General features: G+C 44.8%; 22 protein-coding genes. 16 read left to right on the forward strand and 6 right to left on the reverse strand.

The features are described 5' to 3' along the window. Positions 1–48 precede the first annotated feature (48 nt). The 5 genes from panC (at position 49) to HDC91_RS15645 (ending at position 6,171) form a co-directional block, all read left to right on the forward strand. Positions 49–879 (forward strand): pantoate--beta-alanine ligase, encoded by an 831-nt coding sequence (gene panC / locus HDC91_RS15625; RefSeq protein ID WP_255476750.1) that lies wholly within the window; start codon positions 49–51, stop codon positions 877–879. Positions 880–991: 112 nt separating this feature from the next. Beyond that, positions 992–1,342 (forward strand): aspartate 1-decarboxylase, encoded by a 351-nt coding sequence (gene panD / locus HDC91_RS15630; RefSeq protein WP_183553747.1) that lies wholly within the window; start codon positions 992–994, stop codon positions 1,340–1,342. A 30-nt stretch (positions 1,343–1,372) separates the two neighbouring features. Then, positions 1,373–2,362 (forward strand): energy transducer TonB, encoded by a 990-nt coding sequence (locus tag HDC91_RS15635; protein ID WP_183553750.1) that lies wholly within the window; start codon positions 1,373–1,375, stop codon positions 2,360–2,362. Between the two features lie 217 nt (positions 2,363–2,579). Next, positions 2,580–5,396, forward strand: coding sequence for a carbamoyl-phosphate synthase large subunit (gene carB / locus HDC91_RS15640; RefSeq protein ID WP_162429875.1), 2,817 nt, complete (start codon positions 2,580–2,582; stop codon positions 5,394–5,396). An 82-nt stretch (positions 5,397–5,478) separates the two neighbouring features. After that, entirely contained in the window at positions 5,479–6,171 is a 693-nt protein-coding gene (locus HDC91_RS15645) for a hypothetical protein (RefSeq protein WP_183553752.1), read from the forward strand. 207 nt (positions 6,172–6,378) lie between these two features. On the opposite strand, the gene HDC91_RS15650 is transcribed toward HDC91_RS15645, so the two are convergent. Continuing rightward, on the reverse strand, positions 6,379–6,843 hold the full coding sequence (locus HDC91_RS15650; RefSeq protein ID WP_183553754.1) for a DUF4920 domain-containing protein: 465 nt from the start codon (positions 6,841–6,843) through the stop codon (positions 6,379–6,381). 134 nt (positions 6,844–6,977) lie between these two features. On the opposite strand from HDC91_RS15650, the gene HDC91_RS15655 reads away from it, so the two are divergent. The 4 genes from HDC91_RS15655 to HDC91_RS15670 are packed head-to-tail and all read left to right on the forward strand — an operon-like array spanning position 6,978 to position 10,757. Continuing rightward, positions 6,978–7,595: a ribonuclease HII gene (locus HDC91_RS15655; RefSeq protein WP_183554315.1), complete on the forward strand. Its 618-nt coding sequence runs from the start codon at positions 6,978–6,980 to the stop codon at positions 7,593–7,595. Further along, positions 7,582–8,832: a glycosyltransferase family 4 protein gene (locus HDC91_RS15660; protein WP_183553756.1), complete on the forward strand. Its 1,251-nt coding sequence runs from the start codon at positions 7,582–7,584 to the stop codon at positions 8,830–8,832. Before HDC91_RS15655 ends, HDC91_RS15660 begins: the two co-directional genes overlap by 14 nt. Before the next feature lie 56 nt (positions 8,833–8,888). Beyond that, positions 8,889–9,968, forward strand: coding sequence for a glycine cleavage system aminomethyltransferase GcvT (gene gcvT, locus HDC91_RS15665; RefSeq protein WP_183553758.1), 1,080 nt, complete (start codon positions 8,889–8,891; stop codon positions 9,966–9,968). A 30-nt stretch (positions 9,969–9,998) separates the two neighbouring features. Continuing rightward, complete coding sequence (locus HDC91_RS15670; RefSeq protein ID WP_255476751.1) at positions 9,999–10,757, forward strand: 2-phosphosulfolactate phosphatase; 759 nt, start codon at positions 9,999–10,001, stop codon at positions 10,755–10,757. A gap of 10 nt (positions 10,758–10,767) precedes the next feature. Here the strand turns inward: HDC91_RS15670 and HDC91_RS15675 are convergent, their stop codons facing one another. Beyond that, complete coding sequence (locus tag HDC91_RS15675) at positions 10,768–11,094, reverse strand: nucleotide pyrophosphohydrolase (protein ID WP_183553759.1); 327 nt, start codon at positions 11,092–11,094, stop codon at positions 10,768–10,770. A gap of 97 nt (positions 11,095–11,191) precedes the next feature. Here HDC91_RS15675 and pdeM point away from each other — a divergent pair, with 97 nt between their 5' ends. The 3 genes from pdeM to HDC91_RS15690 all read left to right on the forward strand — a co-directional run bounded on the left by pdeM (position 11,192) and on the right by HDC91_RS15690 (position 12,916). After that, complete coding sequence (gene pdeM / locus HDC91_RS15680; protein ID WP_183553760.1) at positions 11,192–11,857, forward strand: ligase-associated DNA damage response endonuclease PdeM; 666 nt, start codon at positions 11,192–11,194, stop codon at positions 11,855–11,857. Between the two features lie 84 nt (positions 11,858–11,941). Then, positions 11,942–12,376 carry a CBS domain-containing protein gene (locus HDC91_RS15685; RefSeq protein ID WP_162429883.1) on the forward strand — a complete coding sequence of 145 codons (435 nt, stop codon included), beginning with the start codon at positions 11,942–11,944 and terminating at the stop codon, positions 12,374–12,376. A 162-nt stretch (positions 12,377–12,538) separates the two neighbouring features. Further along, on the forward strand, positions 12,539–12,916 hold the full coding sequence (locus HDC91_RS15690) for a cupin domain-containing protein (protein ID WP_183553761.1): 378 nt from the start codon (positions 12,539–12,541) through the stop codon (positions 12,914–12,916). A 75-nt stretch (positions 12,917–12,991) separates the two neighbouring features. Here HDC91_RS15690 and HDC91_RS15695 read toward each other — a convergent pair whose 3' ends face one another. The 4 genes from HDC91_RS15695 to rsgA form a co-directional block, all read right to left on the reverse strand. Next, positions 12,992–13,369 (reverse strand): hypothetical protein, encoded by a 378-nt coding sequence (locus tag HDC91_RS15695; protein ID WP_183553762.1) that lies wholly within the window; start codon positions 13,367–13,369, stop codon positions 12,992–12,994. A gap of 207 nt (positions 13,370–13,576) precedes the next feature. Beyond that, positions 13,577–15,112, reverse strand: a complete 1,536-nt coding sequence (locus HDC91_RS15700; RefSeq protein WP_183553764.1) for a M1 family metallopeptidase — start codon at positions 15,110–15,112, stop codon at positions 13,577–13,579. Positions 15,113–15,232: 120 nt separating this feature from the next. After that, a complete protein-coding gene (gene dtd / locus HDC91_RS15705; RefSeq protein ID WP_183553766.1) occupies positions 15,233–15,685 on the reverse strand; it encodes a D-aminoacyl-tRNA deacylase in 453 nt (150 codons plus the stop codon). A 108-nt stretch (positions 15,686–15,793) separates the two neighbouring features. Then, the gene (gene rsgA / locus HDC91_RS15710) at positions 15,794–16,711 is read right to left on the reverse strand and encodes a ribosome small subunit-dependent GTPase A (RefSeq protein WP_183553768.1); all 918 of its coding nucleotides are present in this window, start codon (positions 16,709–16,711) and stop codon (positions 15,794–15,796) included. 296 nt (positions 16,712–17,007) lie between these two features. Here rsgA and thrA point away from each other — a divergent pair, with 296 nt between their 5' ends. The 4 genes from thrA (at position 17,008) to HDC91_RS15730 (ending at position 22,219) form a co-directional block, all read left to right on the forward strand. After that, a complete protein-coding gene (gene thrA, locus HDC91_RS15715) occupies positions 17,008–19,458 on the forward strand; it encodes a bifunctional aspartate kinase/homoserine dehydrogenase I (RefSeq protein ID WP_183554318.1) in 2,451 nt (816 codons plus the stop codon). A gap of 43 nt (positions 19,459–19,501) precedes the next feature. Then, positions 19,502–20,494 (forward strand): homoserine kinase, encoded by a 993-nt coding sequence (locus HDC91_RS15720; RefSeq protein ID WP_183553770.1) that lies wholly within the window; start codon positions 19,502–19,504, stop codon positions 20,492–20,494. Between the two features lie 98 nt (positions 20,495–20,592). After that, positions 20,593–21,903, forward strand: coding sequence for a threonine synthase (gene thrC, locus HDC91_RS15725; protein ID WP_183553772.1), 1,311 nt, complete (start codon positions 20,593–20,595; stop codon positions 21,901–21,903). Next, positions 21,896–22,219, forward strand: coding sequence for a hypothetical protein (locus HDC91_RS15730; RefSeq protein ID WP_183553773.1), 324 nt, complete (start codon positions 21,896–21,898; stop codon positions 22,217–22,219). Before thrC ends, HDC91_RS15730 begins: the two co-directional genes overlap by 8 nt. Positions 22,220–22,222 lie beyond the last annotated feature (3 nt).

Below are 22,222 nucleotides of genomic sequence, written 5' to 3' on the forward strand. Positions count from 1 at the left end.
TTTAACTATTTGTACACCTTTACAAAATTTTTGCAACCTTATTTTAACTTGAAAACATTTACCACCCGCCGGGATATCCGGGAATATTTAACATCTCAGGGCGCAGCAACTATAGGCTTTGTTCCAACCATGGGCGCTTTGCACAATGGCCATTTATCGTTAATAGCACGGGCCCGGCAGGGCAATGATATAACCGTTTGCAGCATTTTTGTAAACCCCACGCAGTTTAACGACCCCAACGACCTGAAGAATTACCCGCGCCCGATAGCCGAAGACATGGCTAAATTAGAGCAGGCCGGCTGCGATGTTTTATTTAACCCCCCGGTTACCGAGATTTATGACGATAATGAGCAATGGCATTTAAACATTGGCCCGCTTGAGCATTTGCTGGAAGGCGACTTCAGGCCCGGCCATTACCAGGGAGTAACTCAGGTGGTATATAAACTGCTGGATATTGTTAAGCCCGATAACCTTTACATGGGGCAAAAAGATTACCAACAGTTTTTAGTGGTAAGCCGCATGGTAAGCCTGATGGGGATACCTGTAAAAATGGTAATGTGCCCAATTGAGCGGGAAACCGACGGATTGGCCATGAGCTCGCGCAACATCCATTTAACACCGGCCGAGCGGCAGCATGCCCTGGTGATATTTAAAACATTAAACTGGGTTAAAGCTAATTTCAATATCGATAATCTACCAACACTTCAAAAGGATGCTATGGCAAAATTAGCCGCCGAAGAAGGTGTGCAGCCTGAATACTTCAGTATTGTTGACGGTAAAACCCTGTTACCCGCCGATGCCAATAGCGAAACAGTTGTAGCTCTCACCGCGGCCAGGGTTGGCAACACCAGGCTTATAGATAACGTGTTGATAAAGTAGTAAATAGTAATGGTGATAGATCATAGCACCGTCATACATATATTACAAATGAAAAACATTACCATGGGCTATCACCTATGAACCATCAGCCAATTATTCCTACCTTTGCGCCATGATCATTGAGGTATTAAAATCAAAGCTTCATCGCGTTAGGGTAACACAGGCCGAACTGAACTATGTTGGCAGTATAACCATTGATGAGGATCTTATCGAAGCTGCAAATATCATCCCTAACGAGAAAGTACAAATTGTTAATAATAATAACGGCGCCCGCTTTGAAACCTACGTTATAAAAGGCGAACGCGGCAGTGGTACGATATGCCTTAACGGCGCAACCGCCAGGCTTGCCCAGGTTGGCGATGTGGTTATCATTATGTCGTACGCTTACATGGAAGCAGAAGAGGCACGTAGTTACGAGCCCATATTAATCTTCCCGGATTTGAATAATAAATTAATTAGATAAATTAGCGGTGCCTTAAGCCGCAATTATTTAATGAAACCCCTTTTTACTTTTTTCATCTTGGTTCTTTTTGCATGCCCTGCCCTTGCCCAGGTAACCACTTTTTATCTTAAAAATGATGGCACCTATGTTGGTGTTTTAAATGATAATGGCACAGTAGAAGGTGATACCAGCCGTGCCGATTACACCCGCCGCATTGAACCCCACCCGGATGGTAATATGTTTATAGTTACCGAGACGTTTGTTCATGGAAAAACCCGGCGTGTTGGCAGATCGTTGACCCCGCAGGTGCCCAGCTTTGAAGGCGATGTGTTGACCTACTATCCGTCGGGTATAAAAAAGGGGGTTTACCATTACACCCGTAACCAAAAAACCGGCGACCAGACAGACTATTATCCCAACGGTAAATTTTACCGGACGGTTGTTTATCCTGATAATTTAGATCCCTCAAACGAGTTCAATCACAATTACCTGATTAAAGCTACTGCCGACTCTTTAGGCATAGCCCAGGTAGTTGACGGGAAAGGCCTTTATATAGATTATGATAGTAAGTTTAAAAAGGTAATTGTATCTGGCCAGGTGTTAAACGGTAAAAAAGATGGCGAGTGGACAGGAACAGAAGAAGGCCTCCACTCTACCTATAAAGAAAAGTACAGCAATGGCATACTCATCAGCGGAGAATCGGTAAATACAAACGGGCAAACGTTTAAGTACGCAGGCGCGCATAATACAAGTCCGCAGTTTAAGGGCGGTACGCAGGCCTTCGGACGATATTTGTCTGAAAACCTTACTTACCCTATACTTGCCCGCAAAGAAAAAACACAAGGCCGCGTGCTGCTCTCTTTCGTGATAGAAAAGGACGGGTCGGTTACCGATGTAAAAGTAACAAGGCATGTGAACCCTTTACTTGATGAAGAGGCCCTTAGGGTGATATCGAACTCGCCAAAGTGGGTGCCCGCTACTGTTGCAGGCCAGGCAGTAAGCGTACAGTATAGCGTGCCGGTGAATTTCGCCCTTAAATAATCACTCGTCTTTAATACTATTTATCTGCAAATACCATGCAGTACCTTTTAATCCAACAGTATCGTATTAAAATTACAAAATAAGCATTTCAAATCCCTGCAAATTACTATCTTTGCACCCCGATGCTGAGTCGGGAATACTTCACAACCTCAGCGCATAGAACTTATTGTTTAAATGGCAAATGCCCGTTTTTAACTTTTTGACTTAACAAAGCCCTATGCCCAAAGATACATCCATCAAATCCGTTTTAATTATTGGTTCAGGTCCTATCATTATAGGCCAGGCGTGTGAGTTTGATTATGCCGGTTCGCAGGCAGCCCTTTCTTTAAAAGACGAAGGGATCACAGTATCCATCATCAACAGTAACCCCGCCACTATCATGACGGATAAGGTTATTGGCGATCACGTTTACCTGCTACCACTTACCTGCGAGAGTATTGAACAAATACTTCAGGAACAAAAAATTGATGCCGTATTGCCTACTATGGGCGGCCAAACCGCTCTGAATCTTTGCATCGAAGCATCTGAACGCGGAATTTGGGAAAAATACGGCGTTAAAGTTGTTGGGGTTGATGTTGCCGCAATTGAAAAAACTGAGAATCGCGAAGCCTTCCGCCAACTGATGGTAGAAATTGGTGTGGGCGTAGCAAAATCAAAAATTGCCAATTCGTTTCTTGAAGGCAAAGAAGCCGCGCAGGAAATTGGCTTCCCGCTGGTGATACGCCCAAGCTACACGCTCGGCGGTAAAGGCGCGGGTTTTGTACATAAAAAAGAAGATTTTGACGCCGCTTTAAGCCGGGGCCTGCAGGCTTCGCCAACCCACGAGGTATTGGTAGAACAGGCAGTTTTAGGTTGGAAGGAATATGAACTGGAGCTATTGCGCGATAGTAATGATAACGTTATCATTATCTGTTCGATAGAAAACTTTGACCCCATGGGTATCCATACCGGCGACTCGATAACCGTAGCGCCTGCCATGACCCTGAGCGACCGCTGTTACCAGCAAATGCGTAACCAGGCTATCAAAATGATGCGCGCCATTGGTAATTTCGCCGGCGGCTGTAACGTACAGTTTTCGGTAAACCCGGCAGATGAAGAGATCATCGCGATAGAGATCAACCCACGCGTATCGCGCTCATCAGCGTTGGCATCAAAAGCAACAGGTTACCCTATTGCTAAAATTGCTGCAAAGCTTGCTATTGGTTATAACCTCGACGAAATAGAGAACCAGATAACCAAAACAACATCGGCATATTTTGAGCCGACTTTGGATTATGTTATTGTAAAGATACCCCGCTGGAACTTTGATAAATTTAAAGGCGCCAACCGCGAGCTTGGCCTGCAGATGAAATCAGTAGGCGAGGTAATGGGTATTGGCCGCAGCTTTATTGAAGCCTTGCAGAAAGCCTGTCAAAGCCTTGAAATTGGGCGCGCAGGCCTTGGTGCCGATGGCCGCCAAAGCCGCAACCTCGATGATATCATGCACAGCCTTGAACACCCAAGTTGGGACAGGCTGTTCCATATTTACGATGCGATGAGCCTGGGCGTGCCTATCGAATCGATACGCAAAGTTACCAAGATAGATCGCTGGTTCCTGAACCAGATACAGGACGTGGTAAATCTGGAAACAGAGTTACGTCGTTACTCGCTTAACAATATCCCTGAAGATTTCTTTTTCACCCTGAAACAACGTGGTTTTTCTGATACCCAGATAGCTTATGTTTTAGGCAACGTAACTGAGGAGGATGTTTACCAGCGCCGTAAAGCTCTTGGCATCAACCGGGTTTATAAAATGGTAGATACCTGCGCGGCAGAATTTGCGGCAAAAACGCCGTATTACTACTCAACTTACGAAGGTGAGAACGAGTCTGTTGTATCAGACAAAAAGAAGATCATTGTATTAGGATCGGGCCCTAACCGCATCGGGCAGGGCATCGAGTTTGATTACAGTTGTGTGCATGGCTTGCTTGCCGCCAAAGAAAGCGGTTTTGAGGCCATTATGATAAACTGTAACCCCGAAACCGTATCTACCGATTTTAACATGGCCGATAAGCTATATTTTGAACCGGTATTTTGGGAACACGTACGTGAGATTATTGACCTTGAAAAACCTTATGGTGTAATTGTGCAGCTGGGTGGCCAAACCGCGCTTAAAATGGCCGAAAAACTGCATGAACATGGCATCAAAATAATCGGTACATCATTCAACGATATGGATATTGCCGAAGACCGCGGCCGTTTCAGCGACCTGCTGAAAGACCTGGGCATCCCTTATCCTAAATACGGCGTTGCCGAAAGTGCCGAAGAAGCCCTTGAAGTAGCGCACGAGGTAGGCTACCCGGTATTGGTACGCCCAAGCTACGTACTTGGCGGCCAGGGCATGAGCATTGTGATAAACGATGAGGACCTGGAGAAGGCTGTGGTAAATCTGTTGAAAAATTTACCCGGTAATCGTGTATTAATTGACCACTTCCTGGATCGCGCTGCCGAGGCAGAATCAGATTCTATCCACGATGGGGAAGATGTTCACATCATTGGTATGATGGAACATATCGAGCCGGCGGGTATCCACTCGGGCGATTCATTTGCAGTATTGCCGCCTTTCGACCTGTCTGACAATGTAATACACCAGATGGAAGAATATACTGCCAAAATAGCACGTGCATTAAACGTCAGGGGCTTGCTTAATATCCAGTTTGCCATAAAGGATGACAAAGTGTATGTAATAGAAGCTAACCCGCGTGCATCGCGTACGGTGCCTTTTATAGCCAAAGCTTATGATGTGCCTTACATTAATATAGCAGCCAAGGTTATGCTGGGCGTAAATAAATTAAAAGACTTTACCATAGAGCGCAAGCTTAAAGGATATGCAATAAAAGAGCCTGTATTCTCGTTCGATAAATTCCCTGAAGTAAACAAGGAGTTAGGCCCCGAAATGAAATCGACAGGTGAAGCGATCAGGTTTATCCCCGATTTGGAAGACCCCTATTTCAGACATTTGTATAAAGAAAAATCAATGTATTTGAGCAAGTAATTTGAAACTGGCATCAGTTTTGGATTAAGGATTAGCCGCCGTTAATTTACGGCGCTAAATGGTTTAATTTAGTACTATAGTATTGAAAGTTAATTTTAAGAATACGCCGGTTGGTAATTTGAGCAATATCGACCCGGAGGATGTAGGTGATGTTTTACTAAAGATCGAAAGATCGTTCAATATCAGATTCACAGACCAGGATATTAACAAGATAAAAACCTTTGGGGCGTTATGCGACCTTGTGGTTGAAAAAGTTAAGATCGTACAAAGCGATAGCTGCACAACACAGCAGGCCTTTTACAAATTGCGTAGTGCAATTAATGCTAAAAAGCCAATTGAAAAATGCGACTTAAGGCCGCAAACCAAACTCTGCGAGCTTTTTCCGCGCGATAACCGCATTGAAGTTGTCTCGGACCTGGAAAAGGAAATGGGCCTGCACATGAACCTGCTGCGACCTAAGCCCGGTATCGTATGGGCATTTGCCATAGCGCTTATCCTATCCATCACCATTAGCTTTGCCTACGGTTTAATTGGCTATATAGGTACCGTAATTTCTATTACCGGCTTGGTACTTGCCGGCAAATTCGGCAAAGAATTAAAAGTGAAAACGCTTGGCGACCTCTCTGAAAAGATCGCTCGCGAGCATTATCTTAAATGCCGCCGCGATGCTTCAACCGTTAACCGTGCTGAAATAGCGGAAAAAATACGGGAGCTATTTGCTGATTACCTTGCAGTAGAACCTGCATCCTTAAGGAAAGAAGCAAAATTTGCGTAATTGCTGTAAAAAGAATTTATTTGTAAAAAGCCATCCGTTAATTCGCCCGATGGCTTTTGTTTTATATACACTATAGCACGCTACCGTAGCCATTTACAACAAAAAAGTGTGAACTGTTTACGCCGCTAACAGTCATGGTACTGCTGTCAAATGTATCGCTTGCTGCCTACCTTAGGCACACTGGCTTGTTTATTATAACGGAGGCGATTACTTATCTACAACCAAACCCCATACTTCAAACGTTAATCGCGCTTTAGGGTTTACCTTTTCATGATGTTGTTTAGTGCCGGTAACCGTATCGCCGGCAAAGTGCTGCAAATCATCAGCTGTTAATACCCGCTGGGCTACCCCCTCTACAATTACGGTCCGGCCTTCAATCGCTTCGGGAAGTTTTATATTGTAGTTTTTAAAATGTGCCGCTATCACCTTACCGTTACCTGCGTCAATTTCAAACCAGCCGCCCTGTTCTTTTGTTACGGTAATGATCTTACCAACAACTGCCGTGCTTTGGCGTATCTTCTTACCCATCAAAGCCTCTATTTTTGTAGCCGGCACAGGCGCAATATCATTGGGCTTATTGCCAAAAACCATTCCGTGCGGTAACGGTGTATGCTTTTGGGCAAAGCAATTTATCCCACAAAAAACAAAAACAACAAATATCAATCTCTTCATCCCTTTGTTTAACATTCTTAATAGTTGTTGGTTTGACCCCATACCGCGCTAATGGTTTATTTTTCAACACTTATTGCATGCACTACGCTTATTTTAAGATATTTGTAAAACCAAAGAAGGGAAAGCGCGAACGGATGTTATTAGCAAGGTATCAGCACCAATATATTGAAGCGGGATGTGACGAGGCCGGTCGGGGGTGCCTTGCCGGCCCGGTATTTGCCGCCGCAGTTATCCTACCACGCGATTTTGACCATCATTTATTGAACGATTCTAAACAGCTTAGCGAAGAGGTAAGGTATCAGTTGCGTGTTGAAATAGAAGAAAAAGCCATTGCCCATGCTGTGGCGTGGTGCGACAATGCTGAAATAGATGAGATCAATATTCTGAATGCATCGTTCCTGGCCATGCACCGAGCAATTGATAAGCTGTTGTGTATACCGCAATTTTTGATCATTGATGGTAACCGCTTTAACAAATACGGAGAGATACCGCACAAGTGTATTGTAGAGGGCGATGCCAAATACTTCAGTATAGCGGCAGCATCTATATTGGCCAAAACCTACCGGGACGACTATATGAAAAAAATAGCGTTAGAGCACCCCGAGTACGATTGGCATACCAACAAAGGCTACCCAACCATTAGCCACCGTAAAATGGTTTTAGAGCGCGGGCATACCCCTTACCACCGTAAAACTTTTAAAGTGACCGAACCGGGCGTATCTATTTTTGAAGAGTTAATTGATAAAGCCTAATGGGATTGATACCTTTGGCATAACCAATTATTTGCCCGACTTGAGGATACTGATATTAACGCATCGTACACCATTTCCGCAAAATGGCGGCTACCCTATTGTAGTGGGTAATACCATAAAGGGGTTAGTCGCCCTAGGTCATGAAGTATCGCTGATATCCCTCAATGTTAACAAATACTCAAGTGCAACGCCCGAAAGTGACGAACTGCTGGAGAAGATCAATTATATAGCGTACAATATCGATACCCGTATAACCATGATCGAGGCGGTTAGCAATTTGTTTACCCACAATTCTTACAATATTGACAAGTATTACAATGCCGGGTTCGAAAAGCTGCTCCTAAAAAATCTGCAGGAAAATGAGTACGACGTTATTCAGCTGGAAGGCATATTTGTAGGGCCCTATCTTGGCACCATCCGCAAGGCATCCAAAGCTAAAGTTATTTTCAGGGCGCATAACATTGAACACCAGGTGTGGCAAAAGCTGGCGCAGCAAAAAAGCGATCCGCTAAAAAAGTGGTACTTACAATTACTGGCCCGACGTATAAAAAATTACGAGTTGGAATTGCTGAACAAATTTGACGGCATTGTGGTGTTTACTGAGCAGGACAAAGGCTCCGTTATTTCATTTGGCAATAAAGTGCCGCTGAAGGTGCTGCCTATCGGCATCGATCTATCCCTTTACAAACCCGACCATTCAAAAACCGACTTCCCAAGCCTGTTTTTTTTAGGCTCGCTGGATTGGCTTCCAAACCGGGAAGGGATAGAGTGGTTTATGGATAATTTTCATAAAGATCTTACTGACGGCCCCCTTAAAGCTAAGTTTTATGTGGCCGGGCACAACATACCCGAACAGTTCGACGATTACGAAGTGCTGGGCAAAGTATTTATACACGGCGAGGTGGATGACGCGCTTGAGTTTGTAAACAGCAAATCTATTATGATAGTACCACTATTATCCGGAGGCGGAATGCGGGTGAAAATTGTGGAAGGAATGGCGATGGAAAAATGTATCATCTCTACCTCGCTTGGGGCAGAGGGCATTAATGTTGAGAACGGCAAAAATATTATTATAGCCAACAACCTGGACGAGTTTTACAAGGCCGTTAAAAAATGCATTACTGACGAGCATTATTGCCTCGAAATCGGGCGTAACGCCCGTAAACTGGTAGAGCAGCAGCACAATATAAATATGATTATACCTCAGCTAACCGATTTTTATCAATCAATTGTATAAACAAGCGCATTCCCTACAGCTATTTTGCTATTTTTGCCAAGCGAGAAACCACAATAATGAAGAATACAGCTTTAACACAAGTACATACCAATCTGGGTGCTAAAATGGTGCCTTTTGCCGGGTATAATATGCCCGTACAATACGTTGGCATCAATGCCGAACATGATACCGTACGCAAGGGCGTTGGTGTATTTGATGTAAGCCACATGGGAGAGTTTATTTTAAAGGGTGAAAACGCCCTCGACCTGATACAACGCGTTACCAGCAATGACGCTTCAAAGCTGTACGATGGCAAGGTGCAGTACTCCTGCCTGCCTAATGAAGAGGGGGGCATTGTTGATGACCTGCTGGTTTATCGTATCGACGAAAAAACCTACATGCTGGTGGTAAACGCTTCGAACATTGAAAAGGACTGGAACTGGATATCTAAATTTAACACCGGTGGTGTAGACATGAAAGATATATCAGACCGCACATCGTTACTTGCTGTACAAGGCCCTAAAGCTGCTGAAGCGCTGCAAAGCCTTACGGATATCGATCTTGGATCGATGGCGTATTACACCTTTAAGAAAGGCACGTTTGCAGGAATCGACAACGTGCTGGTATCTGCAACGGGTTATACCGGCGCCGGTGGTTTCGAGATCTATTTCGATAACAAGCATGCCGAATATATTTGGGATGAGGTATTTAAAGCCGGAGAGCCGTTTGGTATAAAACCAATTGGTTTGGCAGCCCGCGATACCTTGCGCTTAGAGATGGGTTTTTGCCTGTACGGTAACGATATTGATGATACCACATCACCATTAGAGGCCGGATTAGGCTGGGTAACCAAATTCACCAAACAATTTACCAACTCCGAAGCTTTGCAGCAGCAAAAGCAGGCCGGTGTAAGCCGTAAACTCATTGGTTTTGAAATGATTGACCGCGGCATCCCCCGCCACGATTATGAAATTGTTGATGCCGAGGGCAACGTTATCGGTAAAGTTACATCGGGTACGCAATCGCCATCGCTGCAAAAAGCAATTGGTCTGGGCTATGTAAAAAGCGAATTTGCCAAAGAAGGTACAGATATCTACATCAGTATCCGCGATAATAAAGTTAAAGCTACAGTGGTAAAACCGCCGTTCTATAAGTAAGGCCCTAAACCCCTGAATGGGGAACAGTATATGACCACAGATATTAAGAATTCTATTCCCACTTCAGGGGGCAGGGGAGCCATGTTAAATGTTTGCCTTACTCCGGCGCTTCTCCCGCTTTACCATGTGGAAGAGTATATAGTAGTGGTGATTGATATTTTCAGGGCCACCTCATCAATTTGTTATGGCATAGAAAATGGTGCCGAGGCCATTATCCCGGTAGCCGAGGTAGCAGAATGCGCCGCTTACCGCGAAAAGGGCCTTAGTTATTTATTAGCCGCCGAGCGTAATGGCGAAGTAGTTGCAGGATTTGATTTTGGCAATTCCCCGTTCTCGTACACCGCCAAAAAGGTTGCGGGCAAAACCATTGTACTTACTACAACTAATGGTACGCACGCCCTGCATTTATCGCGTATGGCCAAAAAGATCGTGATAGGCTCGTTCCTTAACCTTACGTCGCTGTGTAACTGGCTAAAAACCACGCAACACAATATACTGCTGGTTTGCGCGGGCTGGCAAAACAATTTTAACCTGGAAGACACCCTTTTTGCAGGCGCAGTAATTGAGCAGTTAAAGAATGACGGTTACACGTTAGATGACCCAGCCATTGCCGCTAACGACTTGTTTCAACTGGGTAAAAATGATATCAACCTGTACCTTGCCAAAACATCCCACGGCGAGCGCCTTCGAAAATTGGGCATCGAAAAGGATATTGAGTTTTGCCTGCAGGTTGACCTTACAAAAGCTATCCCTGTGTTAGAGGGCGACAGGCTGGTTAAGCTTGTTTAACTTTAGAGACCTATTTAAGTTTCTCATTATTCTGATGCCTATCGGAATCACGGATATTTTTCTTTTGCATGTTTTTCTCCAGGGCATCAGTCAGGTCAATGCCGGTTTGATTCGCCAGGCATATCAGTACAAACAGCACATCAGCCATTTCATCCGCCAGGTTCACCTCCTTGTCCGATTTTTTAAACGATTGCTCGCCGTATTGCCTTGCCATTATACGGGCAACTTCGCCAACCTCTTCCATCAACATGGCGGTATTGGTCAGTTCGTTAAAATACCTTACGCCGGTGGTCTTGATCCAGTTATCTACCAATTGCTGCGCTTCTTTAATTTCCATAAGGCAATATAAATAAATTTGGTTGCTCGCGCTCCAACCACTCACCAATCAACCACTCACTACTCACCAAACAACCAAAACCCTTATCTTTGGCGCCATGACGATAAGTGCGGGCACCCCTTTCCAATTTTTAGATCAGGACCTTTTTTTATTACCACAAAAAGCTATCTACTGGCACCAGCAAAAGGCCCTGATTGCTGCTGACGTACACTTCGGCAAGGTTGGTCATTTTCGTAAGGCTGGCATCGCTATTCCTCGTAATATGGAGCAGGATGACCTGGCCATGCTCTCCGACCTGATCTATGAGCACCGCCCTGATAAGCTTATTTTTTTGGGAGATCTTTTCCACAGTGATATGAATAACGACTGGGATTGGTTTGTGCTTTGGCGCAGTCAGTTTCCCAAACTGGAGATCATTCTCATAAAAGGCAATCACGATATCATAAGCGATACGCATTATACCGATCTGGGCATTATCCTGCATAAACAGTTAGCTATGGGGCCCTTCCTGATGCTGCACCACCCGCTGCCTGATCCGGAGAAAAAAGCTGATGGCGGTTACGTGTTATGCGGGCACATTCATCCTGGCGTTAGCCTGATTGGGCGCGGCAGGCAAAAGGTTACGCTGCCTTGTTTTGCTTTTGGTAAAAACCAGGCTATACTGCCTTCGTTCGGGAAATTTACAGGTAAGGTTGCCATACTCAGTCGCAAAGCTGACAGAATATTTGGGGTATTAAAGGACAAAGTTATTGCGATAGGCTAAGCTTTAATTTTCTCTTTTTATTTATAACCTATTGTTTTTCTATTAGTTATTCGTAAATTCAGTAACCAAATAACCCCAACTGATATGAAAAGCGTGAAACACATCCTTGCCCGCAAGGGCAGCAATGTTATTGCTGTACCTACACAAACCACCGTTTTAAATGTACTGAAGCTTATGGCTGACAAAAATATCGGTTCGGTAGTAGTAACAGAAAATAACAAATACATAGGTTTGGTAACAGAAAGGGATTACGCCCGCAAGATCATTTTAATGGGCAAGCACTCGGACGATACAACAGTTGGTGAGATCATGAGCAATAACTTCCCGAAGATAACGCCCGAATCATCGGTTGATACTTGTATGCTGGTGATGAGCGAGAATAACATACGATATCTGCCGGTTTTTGACCAGCAGGATGAGTTATGCGGTATAATATCTATAAACGATGTAGTTTACGAAACCATCCACTCGCAAAAGGAGACCATTGAGCAACTGCACAGCTATATACAGTCTACTTAAAATCAGACATATATACGTTTAAACATACAACATTTTCTAAGTGTACTTGTAACACTTGCGGTTAAAGCTCCGTCATAGTAATAATAAAGAGTTATCACAATGACATCTGCTACTAATCATATAGGTCTTCAACAAGCTGGGACTGAAATAGAGGGAATACGAATGAACCTCATCCTGAGCGCCGAGTGTACCGGCGGTAAATTAACTATTATAGAACAAGAAATTGGCATCGGCGCAGTTTCGTCGGCCCATGTCTGTAACCGCGAAGACAAAGTAATTTTGGTTACTAAGGGCAATTTTTTGCTTTTTGCAGAAGGTAAAACGTACGAAGCGGAAAAGGGTGCTAACATTTTTATTCCGCATGGTATTGTGCATAGCATTAAAAACATAGGCACGCAAACCGGCGTATTGCTGGTTACGCTCACCCCGGATAGCCAGCCAAGCGCATTTAAACCGTCGGGACGATCCGTTAAGGTCTTTGGAAAAAACAACGCGGTGATGCACAACGTTGCAAAAAAGTACGATGTGGTAATTTCGTAAATATTTACAACCATGCACAAAATAAAAAAAGCAGGGAACGTAAATGTTTCCCTGCTTTTATATCTAGTTTAGTATTTACCTTATAAAACACAACCCACAAGCACACAATACATTCACAAGCAATACAACCGAAAACAGGTTTTTATTGTGCGCGCTTATAGTTGCCAGGCGGGCATTAAGCTTTTTAAACATGCGGTTGTTTAACAATATAAAATGATTTAATAGTAAAAAAGCTACCGCGCCAAAAAGGATCGCCACATACGAGGACATGTCTAATGTTAACCATTGCGCCTTAACCAAAAGCTTTGTAAATAGCATGGCGTTTGTTAACACCACAACCAGCAAAAAGCTTACGTTAAACAACGATTTAAACTGAGGCAACGCCCCCTGACCGAAATTTTTGAAGCTCCACCTGCAAAACTTTACATAAATGGATTGATAAGCCTTTGTCATGATGTTAAAAATTAAAGTGAACAGATCGGTTAATTTTTACATAGCCGTATTGGCTACTTTATAATTCAATTATACGGAAAACATTTTAAAAAGATATAATGTTTTGAATTTTTTAATTTGCCAAAATAAAGAATAACCAAAATTAAAATTACCCAAACTAAATTAAACGCATTGCGTATTTGACGCATGCACCTATAAAAGGTTTAATTATTGCACAAACGAAGCCAGCAAATTAACGTCTGGGTCAACCTTGATATCCGGCTTGGCAGACGCCGACGAGACCGTTAAGATAGTTTCGGCACCTTTGATATTCATTTGGTAAAGCTTTCCATCAACCAGTAGTTCCAGCGTAAACTGGTAAGGTAATGCCTGCAATTGGTTTACATGGATGGCGACGGTTTTGGCCGCGTCATTATAAACCTGGGATATTTTTAGCTGTGGGTGACCCGAGGTGCGCAGCCACTGGTAAAAAAATGGCTTTAGGTTTGTCCCGCTAACTTTTTCCATTACCGCTCGCAAATCGTCGGTATTGGCATTACTGCCATTGTATAGTTTATAATAGCTACCTACGCCTTTCCAAAACGCTTTGTCGCCTATTTTGCGGCGCAGCATGTGTAATACCCAGCCGCCTTTTTGGTAAGCATTTGTATTCAGCATGTTAATCATCGGGCCTTTAAAGGCAGAGTCGACCACCGGGGCAAGGTACTGCTTTTCAAAAGCAAATATCAGCTTCCTGTCATCCTCCAGGCGCGACTTTAAACTATCGGGCCCATAAGTTCCTTCAAGGTATAAATTGGCCATATAGGTAGCAAAGCTTTCGCTAAGCCATACATGCTGCCACGTCTTTTCGCTAATGGCATCGCCAAACCATTGGTGTGCTATTTCATGCGCCATTAAAGCTTCAATACCCTTATCATTCACCGATTTTTCATAATAAAATATCGCCCCGGCGTTTTCCATGCCTCCAAAAATGGTTTTTGATTGCACGTTAGCCAGTTTTTTATATGGAAACGGCCCTATTTTACCGGCAAACCAAGGCAGTATTTTTGTGGCCACTGCATAGCTTTTAAACCCGACCTCTTTATCTTCCGGAAACACATAAGTATAAACGGGGGTACCACCGGGGGTACCTGGGTTAGCCACCGCAAAATCGGCCACACCTATTACCATAACTTTAGTTGGCAGCTTGGCGGTCTCGCGCCAGTGCGTAAATCTTTTATTGCCTGGCAGCACTTTTTCGGCAACCTTTAACCCGTTGGCTACAACTTTGTAATGCGCGGGCGCCGTCACCAAAAACTCTACCGACGCCTTATCCGCTGGATGGTCTACACAAGGCAGCCAGTTACGGGCCCGGGTTGCCCAGTTATCCCCGAAAAATGTGCGGCGCTTATATTGGTTGGTAGATATGATCAGGCCGTCGGTAGGGGTGCCCTGGTAGTTAATCCGATAACTATGCACAGATCCCGGCGCACCCTTGGTGTTGATGATCAGCTTATCGCTATCTTGCAAAAACACAACAGCCTTGCCATTCTCTTTTAAAGCGGTTACCAACATGCCTTTGCCTTCGCTGTTTTGCTTTGCCAGGTCAAGCGTAAATTTATCTGCCCGCTTCAAAAACTTCACTGTAAGAATTGCCTGCCCTTTAATAACATTATCGGCATCGTTTAAGTTGATGGCAAAGCGGTAATGCTGCACATCGATGCTTGCTCCAGGTGCCTGGCCCAAGGCTGACAATGCAGACATAGCAAGAGCAAAAAGCAGGAGAGTTAAATTTTTACGCATAGCGTAATATTACTAAAAATAGCGCAAAAGGTGTAAATAGGTCTTTTTAACAGTTGTCGCTTATCAGCATACGGGCAATTCCTATTCCCGAACCTTTGTATCTATTGTTATGGTTACCGGGCCATCATTTACCAAATTAACCTTCATATCGGCGCCAAAAATACCGGTAGCTATTTTTTTACTGGTAATGGTTTCCAGCGTTCTTATCATCTGCTCGTACATAGGGATCGCTTTATCCGGCCTGGCCGCGCGAATAAACGACGGGCGGTTACCCTTTTTTGTTTGGGCGAACAGGGTGAATTGCGATATGAGTAATATGTCGCCCCCAACATCAGCGAGCGCTTTATTCATTAAGCCATTCTCGTCACTAAATACGCGCAGGCCGGTAATTTTTTGCGCAAGCCATTGCAAGTCATCGTCGGTATCTGCGTCTTCAACACCCAACAATACCATAAATCCAACGCCAATTTGCCCGGTGATGCTGCCCTCAACCCGGCATGATGCCTCTGAAACTCGTTGTATTACTGCCCGCATATTTAAAAAGATTCAAGAAATCAAGACATAAGAGTCAGGATCTCGCAACATGTAATACTATATATTATTTTTCTTCCTTGATTCTTGACTCTAAAAGTCTTGAATCCCTTAAGCCCTCGTATCGTTGCCATGATAAATGCTTAAATAACTGTCATACCGCGATGGCGCTATCTCGCCTGCCTCCAGTGCGGTAAGCACCGCGCAGCCGGGCTCATTAATATGGCGGCAGTTGTTAAAGCGGCATTGGTTTAGTCGTTCGCGCATTTCGGGGAAGAAATGGCTCAGCACTTCTTTCTCTATATCGATAACACCCAATTCGCGGATACCGGGCGTATCAATAATATATCCGCCTTGTGGCAACTCAAACATTTCCGCAAAGGTGGTCGTGTGCATTCCCTTATCGCTCCATTCAGATATCATGTGCGTGCGCAGGTCAAGGTTAGGCAATAAGCGGTTGATCAGGCTGGATTTACCTACGCCCGAGTGACCCGAGAACAGCGTTACCTTATCCTTCAGCAGGTTTTGCACCGCATCAATATTAGTGCCCTCCAAAGCCGAAACAGAATAACATGGGTAGCCAATATTTTCGTATATAGCCTTATATTCATCCAATATTTTCAAACCTTCATCGCTAAACAAATCCAGCTTATTAAATATCAGGCAGGCGGGTATATCGTACGCTTCGGCGGTAACTAAAAATCTGTCGATAAAGCCAAGTGATGTGCGGGGCGAGGCAAGGGTTACTACTAAAAGCGCCCTGTCCAGGTTGGCCGCTATGATCTGCGCTTGTTTGGAAAGATTGATGGCCTTACGAATAATATAGTTTTTACGCTGGTGCAGGTTGGTTATAACCCCCGTTCCCTGTTCGGGCTCCATCTCAAAATCAACTACATCACCAACCGCTAACGGGTTAGTGGTAGTAATCCCTTTTATCCGGAATTTCCCCTTAATACGGCACTCGATAGTGTCTTTATCACTCTTCACCTGGTACCAGCTCCCGGTCGATTTTGTTATCAGTCCCTGCATAAGGCTGCAATTTAGGAAGATTTAAAAGGTTTGAAAAAATAAAACCACTTTACATTTGGTTATTAAATTAAAATCTACTTACTTTACCGACATTATATATATGACAACTAACAACACCATTATTACAACCATTATTACCACCGGGATAAAACACGGAGGAAGATAATCGTATGGTGTAAAAACATAAACAAAACCAAATGAAAGCCTTCCTCCGCAAAGAGGAAGGCTTTTTTTTGCCTCACCCAACACTCTCTGAAGGACAGGGGGGGCGAAGAAAAGTAATTATAAGAATAGAAATGAAGATCTTAAAATTCGGTGGCACTTCGGTAGGTTCGGTGAGCAGCATACAAACCCTGCTTGATATTTTAAAGGACGAGGATAAACCCGGCAGCCGCCCGGTAGTAGTATTATCTGCCATGGGTGGGGTAACCAACCTGTTGGTAACCATGGCAGAGGATGCCGCCAACGGCAAGGAATTTACCGCTCAATTAGCCGAACTGGAAAAACGCCACTTTGACGTGGTTAAAGCCTTGCTTAGCGTTCAGAACCAGAACCCCGCCTACACCCGCCTTAAAATTCATTTTAATCACCTGGAAGAGTTGCTGCAGGGCGTATTGACCTTGCGTGAGCTAACCCCAAAAACCCGCGACCAGATACTAAGTTATGGCGAGCGTTGCTCGGCGTTGATGGTGAGCAAAATTGCAGCCCAGCACTTCAACGATGTGATTTTTGTTGACGCCTCTGAACTGATAAAGACCGATAACGTATTTGGGCAGGCCAAAGTAAACATCAGCTTAACTGAACTTTTGATAAATGGCTTTTATCGCGAAAACAGCGATAAGCTGCTTATCGTCACCGGTTATATTGCCAGTAACGATGCAGGGCAGATAACCACTCTTGGCCGCGGCGGAAGCGATTACACCGCCGCCATTTTCGGGGCTGCATTAAATGCAGAAGAGATACAGATATGGACAGACGTGAATGGCATGATGACCGCCGACCCGCGCATGGTGCAAAAGGCGTTCCCGCTGCAGGAACTTACTTACACTGAAGCTATGGAACTTTCGTACTTCGGCGCCAAAGTTATCTATCCGCCAACCATGATCCCTGCGTTTTTAAAGAAGATACCTATTGTTATCAAAAATACCTTTGAACCGGCTTTTGCGGGTACAGTTATACGCCACAATTGCAAGGCGTCAAGTCTGCCTATCAAAGGAATTTCGTCTATCAACAACATCAGCATCCTTAACTTAGAAGGTAGCGGCATGGTTGGTAAGTCGGGCTTTAGCGGCAGGCTTTTTTCGCTACTTGCGCGAGAGCAGATCAATATCATTCTCATCACCCAATCATCATCTGAGCATAGCATCACTTTTGCCGTGCAGCCGCATGACGTTGATAAGGCCAAACAGTTGATTGAACAGGAATTTGAACTGGAACTGGCGGCGAATAAACTTGAGCCGCTGGTGGTAGAAAAAGGACAGGCCATACTGGCTATTGTGGGCGAGAATATGAAACAAACCCCCGGTATGAGCGGTAAATTATTCCACGCGCTGGGCCGCAACGGAGTTAATGTAAGGGCAATAGCCCAGGGATCGTCAGAGTATAACATTTCGGTGATCATCTCTGCGCATGATCTTGCCAAAGCGCTAAACGCGGTACATGATGCCTTTTTTATCGAGCTTACCAAAACCCTGCACGCCTTTTGCCTGGGTACCGGTAATATCGGTAAAACCTTATTTAACCAGCTAAACGCGCACACCGAATTTTTGCAAAAAAACAACGGTATACAGGTAAAGATCACCGGAATAAGCAATACCCGTAAAATGGTTTTCAATGCCGACGGCCTATCACTCGATACGTGGCAAAACGACCTCCAGGCATCGGCCGATACCGCCGACCTGCAAGCGTTCATCGCTAAAATGAAAGAAATGAACCTACCCAACTGCGTATTCCTTGATAATACCGCCAGCCCAAAGCCAGTCGATTTTTACGAGGAGATCTTCAAATCAAATATATCAGTGGTTACCTGCAATAAAATAGGCAACTCGGCATCGTTCGCGCAATACAAAACGTTCAGGGATACCGCACGCAAGCACGGTGTCGACTTCTTTTATGAGACCAACGTAGGAGCTGGACTGCCTATCATCCGTACATTAAAGGACCTGATGAGCAGCGGAGACCGCATACAACGGATAGAGGCGATCCTGTCGGGCACGATCTCTTTTATCTTTAATCACTTTAACGGCGATGCTAATTTCCATGATGTGGTAAAAGAGGCGCAGGAGAAAGGTTATACTGAACCCGATCCGCGCGACGACCTGAGCGGAAAGGATTTTATGCGCAAAATGTTGATACTTGCCCGCGATGCAGGCCACCAAATGGAAGAGGCAGATGTAGAAATAGATAGTGTACTGCCAAAAGCATGTTTAGAGGCCCAAACCGTTGAAGATTTCTACGCCGCGCTTAAGGCCGAAGATGCATACTTTACCAATTTGAAAGAGCAGGCAGCGAAAGCCAAAAAGGTTTTGCGCTACATAGGTAAGCTGGAAAACGGCAAGGCCTCCATTACTCTGCAAAGTGTTGATGAGAACCACCCTTTTTACATGCTGAGCGGCAGCGACAACATCATATCTTTCACTACCGACAGGTATAAAGATCGGCCACTGGTGGTTAAAGGCCCGGGCGCAGGTGCCGAAGTGACCGCCGCCGGTGTGTTTGCCGATCTGATAAATGTGGGGGCGAATTAAGTCACCCGCTAACCCCCTGAAGGGGAAACATAACGACTAAATAATGGAAAATTTAAAAGAAATATTAGAATCAAGCCCTTCAAAAGCGCTCCCTTCAGGAGTGCGGGAGGGTATACACGTTTTTGCCCCGGCTACAGTGGCTAACGTAGTTTGCGGATTTGATGTACTTGGCTTTGCTGTGAACGAACCCGGAGACGAGGTGATTATGCGCATGACCAACAAGCCCGGTATCACAATCAGTAAAATTACCGGTGATGATGGTCGCCTGCCGCTTAACCCGGCCAAAAACACCGTTAGCGTAAGTGTACAACATTATCTGCAAAGTGTAGATAGGTTAGACGTTGGGGTAGATATAGAATTGCACAAAAAAATGCCGATAGGCAGTGGCCTGGGTTCCAGCTCGGCCAGTACGGTTGCCGGTTTGTTTGCCATCAAAACGCTATTGGGCGATAATGCCGACCCATCTACCCTGTTGCCATTTGCCATGAAAGGCGAGGAGATGGCTTGTGGCCATGGCCATGCAGATAACGTTGCCCCTGCTTTACTGGGCGGCTTTGTGTTGATACGCAGTTACGAACCCTTGGATGTTGTGCGTTTACCACACCCGGCGGGCCTATGGTGCGCAATTGTATTTCCGGATGTGGATGTGCCAACCCGCGAAGCCCGGCAGATCATCCGAAAAAATATCCAGATGAAGGATGCTGTAACCCAGTGGGGTAACATAGCTGGCTTGGTAAGCGGCTTGTTTATGCAGGATGTCGATCTGATAGGTCGCAGTATGAAGGACGTTTTGGTTGAGCCGGTACGGAGTATGCTCATCCCCGATTTTTACCTGATGCGCCAAATGGCTATGGAACTCGGCGCGGTAAGTTTCGGCATTTCCGGGTCTGGCCCGTCTGTATTCGCGTTCGCCCGTGATGAGGAAACAGCCAGGCGTATCACTGCTAAATTACAGCAGCATTTAACCAATATAAAAATTGGCTCCAACGGTTATGTATCAACAATAAATGATGCCGGGCCGAGGGTTTTGGGATAACCCTAATTTCGGATTTCGGATTTACAACTTCGAACTTCGAACAGTATTAATATGAACTTTAAAAATCCGAAATCGAATATTCGGAATCCGAAATCAAAATGAAATTCTACAGCACTAACAATACAGATCTAAGAGTTGGTTTTAAAGAGGCGGTTTTTAATAGTATGCCGCAGGATAAAGGCTTATATATGCCGGTAGAGATACCCCGCCTTGAGAATAAGTTTTTGAATAACCTTGATCAGTACACCCTGCCCGAGATAGCTTTTCATGTGTCGCAAAATCTTTTGGGTGATGATATCCCTGCCGACGACCTGAAAGCCATTATCCACGACGCCATCAACTTTTACGCACCTGTTGTAAAACTGGAAGATAAGGTTTACGTGCTGGAGCTTTTCCATGGGCCATCGCTGGCGTTTAAGGATTTTGGCGCGCGCTTTATGAGCCGGGTGATGAGTTACTTTTTAGAAGCAGGCGAAAAACAACTCGACGTTTTAGTGGCAACATCAGGCGATACCGGCGGCGCAGTTGCTCTGGGATTTTTAGGGGTGCCCAATACCCGGGTGACTATTCTGTACCCGAAAGGCAAGGTAAGTAATATACAAGAACTGCAGCTCACCACAAATGGCCAAAATATCCGTGCACTGGAAATTGATGGCACATTTGACGATTGCCAGGCGCTGGTTAAACAAGCGTTTACCGATCAGGAGCTGAATGAAAAGCTTCGCTTAACATCGGCTAACTCCATTAACATCGCACGGCTTATACCACAAACCTTCTATTACTTTAATGCTTACGCACAATTACTTCGCGAAGGCATCAGCAAGGTAGTGTTCGCGGTGCCAAGCGGCAACTTTGGCAATATCGGTGCCGGCTTGCTTGCCTGGAAAATGGGTTTACCCGTCGGGCAATTTATTGCTGCTACCAACGCTAACGATACCGTCCCTTCGTACCTTAAAACAGGTGTGTACCAGCCAAAACCTTCAATAGCTACGCTCTCAAACGCTATGGATGTGGGTAACCCAAGCAATTGGGTACGTATTGCCGACCTGTTTAAAGACGAACCCGAGGCGCTTAAAAAGCTAATTGTAGGCTATACTTATAACGACGAGGAAACATTGCAGGCCATACGCGATATTTCAAAAAAATATAATTATGTAGTATGCCCGCATACTGCTATTGCATGGAAAGCGCTAACAGCTTATCAGGATGAGCAGAATGCCAAAGATACCGCCGGTGTTTTCTTGTCAACCGCCCATCCCTGCAAATTCCCCGATGTGTTTACACAGGATGTAGCCGGGAAAATAGTAATACCACAGCAGGTTAAAGACCTTGACAAAAAACCGCGCCATGCAACGAGCCTAAGTACGAGCTTCGAGGAACTGAAAACCTATTTGTTACATAATGTGTAAGATTGAACACGTTTATGATTTAACAGCGCAGGAAAAGGACACCCTGTTAAGCATCTGGAACGCCGAGTACCCTACAAGGCTGTGTATGCCCGGCATAACAGATTTTAACGATTACTTAGCTACACTGGTAAATCCGGACTATATTTTATTAAAAGATAAGGCTAGTGCAGTTATTGGCTGGGCCACCTTGTTTTCTGTTGGCGGCATTCGCTGCTTTTTTATCATGCTGAAAGAGGCTTGGCATGGCAGAGGGTATGGTACAATTATTAAATGCCCTAAAGGCCAGGGAAGATACCCTTTTTGGCTGGGCTGTTGACCA

Origin of the sequence: Mucilaginibacter sp. AK015, from assembly GCF_014200785.1 — a bacterium.
Classification (GTDB): Bacteria; Bacteroidota; Bacteroidia; order Sphingobacteriales; family Sphingobacteriaceae; genus Mucilaginibacter.